This is a genomic window from Hydrogenivirga sp. (assembly GCF_056450045.1).
In genome coordinates, this window is record NZ_JBWONM010000118.1 from 1 (window position 1) to 3,132 (window position 3,132).

2 protein-coding genes and 1 pseudogene are annotated in these 3,132 nt (G+C 50.9%); all 3 read right to left on the bottom strand.

The genetic code is table 11. From position 1 onward, the window contains the following. Nucleotides 1-132, bottom strand: a pseudogene (locus AC1HCM_RS04940) (IS5-like element ISAae1 family transposase); the annotation flags it as partial. Between the two features lie 149 nt (nt 133-281). Next, complete coding sequence (locus AC1HCM_RS04945; protein WP_479460659.1) at nt 282-1,118, bottom strand: universal stress protein; 837 nt, start codon at nt 1,116-1,118, stop codon at nt 282-284. Continuing rightward, on the bottom strand, nt 1,111-3,132 hold a 2,022-nt coding region (locus AC1HCM_RS04950), incomplete at its 5' end, for a DNA gyrase subunit B (protein ID WP_479460660.1). The genes AC1HCM_RS04945 and AC1HCM_RS04950, both read right to left, overlap by 8 nt.

A 3,132-nucleotide genomic window follows, 5' to 3' on the forward strand; every position in this document is an offset into this window, starting at 1 on the left:
TGCTACTATTAGGTAATCTTCATACACTGGTGGTCTTCCTCTTTTTCGTTCCTTCTTCTGCATGACCTTGCATATTTCCTTGCTTTTTTCAAGTATCAGCTTTACCAGAGCCTTGTTGTTCTTTATCCTCATGCTTATATCTTCTATTCCTTCTCCCTCAATATGTCAAGATTTTTTAAACAGGTTCAGATAAGAGGGGACCGGGGACAAAAAGAGAGAAAATAAAGGATTATGGGAGCAATAGAAATCTTGGAGCGGAGCTCTGAGGAAGGTAGAGAAGTTCATAAAGGTTCCTGGACCTTCGTTAGAAAGATTGGAATATCAAGATGGTGAATTACGAAGGAGGTCACGCTTCCGAGGAACAGCTCCTTTACCCTCCCCTTCCCGTAAGCACCCAGGAACAGGAGGTCTATCTCTTCTTTCTTAGCTACCTCAACTATCTTTTCCTCGGGAAAACCGGGAAGGGAGAGAAAGGTGTAGTCTTTCCCCAGAACTTCCTCAACCTCAGATTTCACAGTCTCAGGCTTTTCCTCCTCCTCAACGTAGAGGACGGTGATGCTGTAGTTGTAAAGGTCCCTCAGGGACCTGCATATCTTCAGAGCCATCTGCGCGTTCTGGCTACCGTCGTAAGCTACCATCACCCTTTTGAGCTCCCTCTCCTCTTCGGGAACGAGAAAAACCGGGCAGTTCGCATGGCGGGCTACCTTCTCCGAGTTTGAGCCTAAGAGAACACCTTTCAGGGGCTTTCTTCCCCTCTTGCCGACAACTATGAGGTCTTCGGGGTCTGCCTGAGAAGCTATCTCCCTGTAGGGCACTCCCGTAGTCTGGACGACGGATACCTTTGCTCCATACTCCCTACCCAAAGAGGAGAACTCTGTGAGGACGGCGTCCCCCTGCTTCTCCAAGAACTCCTTTACCTTTCCCGAGATGCCTTCGTAGTAGGTAAAGCCGAGAACTCCGGCGAGGTCCGCCAGGAAGCTCTCCTCAATCAGCCTTACATCCACAACGTAAACGCCGACCACCGGGATGTCGTAGAAGTTGCCGATCCTGAGGGCGTACTTAGCTGCGGTTAGGGAAGCGGGAGAGCCGTCAACACCTACGATTATCCTTTTAAACATCAAGGTTCCTCACTTCCTTGGCGTAGGTCTCTATGAACTCCCTCCTGGGCTCAACCTGCTCACCCATAAGGATCGTGAATATCCTGTCAGCCTCAACGGCGTCCTCCACCTTCACCCTGACGAGCCTGCGGGTCTTGGGATCCATCGTTGTCTCCCACAGCTGCTCAGGGTTCATCTCTCCGAGACCCTTATACCTTTGAATCTCAAGTCCGTGCCTGACGAGCTCCATCAGCGTATCGTATATGTCCTTCAGGCTCTCCACCTTCTTAGACCTTGCATCGTAGCCGACAACTACAGGAAGGTGAAGGTGTATTCCCTCCAAGACCTGCTTGTAGGACAGGGAGGAGAGGAAGTCAGCATCAATTATAACCTTCGTGCCTATCCTGTCATCGTACAGTATGATGTCGTAAGCGTCCTCAAGCTCATCGTAGCGGGTATCTACCCTGTAATCGCCGAGCTCTCTCTCCATTATCTCAACTATCTCCTTGACCCTGCCTGCGCTCCTGAGGTCCTCCTCGCTCACCCTGTGGCTCAACAGGAAGTTAACCACATCCTCACCCTTAGCCTTTATGAGAGCTCTGTAGCTCTCCTCATACTCCTTTAAGCTCTTGACAACCCCGAGTAGCTCATCTCCCCTGTACTCCATACCGACGGAGTCCTTGAGGTAGGCGTTTTCCCTGAGGAGCTCAAGCAGATACCTTTCAAGCTCCCTGTCGTCCTTAACGTAAAACTCCTTCCTACCCTTCTTAATCTTGTAAAGGGGAGGTAGGGCTATGTAAACGTACCCCTGCTCAATGAGCTGAGGCATGAACCTGTAAAAGAAAGTCAGGAGCAGGGTCCTTATGTGGGAGCCGTCAACGTCAGCATCGGTCATAAGTATTATCCTGTGGTACCTGAGCTTGGACAGGTCTATATCCTCTCCTATACCGCATCCCAGGGCGCTGACTATAGCCTTAACCTCTTCGTTGGCGAGAACCTTGTCTATCCTCGCCTTTTCAACGTTTATTATCTTACCCCGCAGGGGTAGGATCGCCTGAAACCTCCTGTCCCTCGCCTGTTTTGCGGAGCCACCCGCGGAATCACCCTCAACTATGAAGAGCTCACACTTCTGGGGGTCCTTCTCCGAGCAGTCAGCAAGCTTACCGGGGAGTATCCCATCCTCAAGGGGTGATTTCCTCCTGACGAGCTCCTTTGCCTTCTTGGCAGCCTCTCTGGCAAGGGCAGCCTCTATAGCCTTCTCAACTATGAGCTTTAGTATCTCCCTGTTCTTCTCAAAGTAATCGGTCAGGTACTCATAGACTATGGAATCAACTATCCTCTTGACGTTCTGGTTGCCGAGCTTTGTCTTCGTCTGACCCTCAAACTGGGGCTCGGGGACCTTACAGGATACAACGGCGACGAGACCCTCACGTATATCCTCCCCCGAGAACATGGTCTTGAGTTCCTTTGAGAGCTTCACACCCTCAGCCAGTCTGACCACAGCCTTGGTCAACCCGCTTCTGAAGCCAGTAACGTGCGTTCCACCCTCTATCGTCTTTACGTTGTTTACGAAGCTGTCAACTATCTCCTTGTAGTCCCTCACGTACCTGAAAGCGATATCAACCACCACCCCCTCTCTGCTTCCCTGAATGCGTATGATGTCTTTAAAGAGAGGTTCCTTCCCCTGGGTAAGGTACTCAACGAGCTCCTCAATCCCTCTGTCAAACTTGTATACTATCTCCTTGTCTATGCGCTCATCCTTAAGGTAGAACCTGACTTCGGGGTTCAGGTAGGCGAGCTCCCTTATCCTCTTCTCAACTATGTCAAACTTTATCTTGGTAGTCTCAAATATATCCGGGTCTGGCTTGAAGGTTACACGGGTCCCCCGCTTTGTGGTATTCCCGACAACCTTAAGGTCGTAAACGGGTACGCCTCTCCTGTACTCCTGGCGGTATATCTTGCCGTCTCTGTAAACCTCTACAACGAGCCACTCGGAGAGGGCGTTCACAACGGAAGCACCAACGCCGTGGAGTCC

What these genes read in the sequence shown, in the direction of transcription:
- AC1HCM_RS04945 (WP_479460659.1), bottom strand. Translation starts at nt 1,118, where the DNA reads ATGTTTAAAAGGATAATCGTAGGTGTTGACGGCTCTCCCGCTTCCCTA.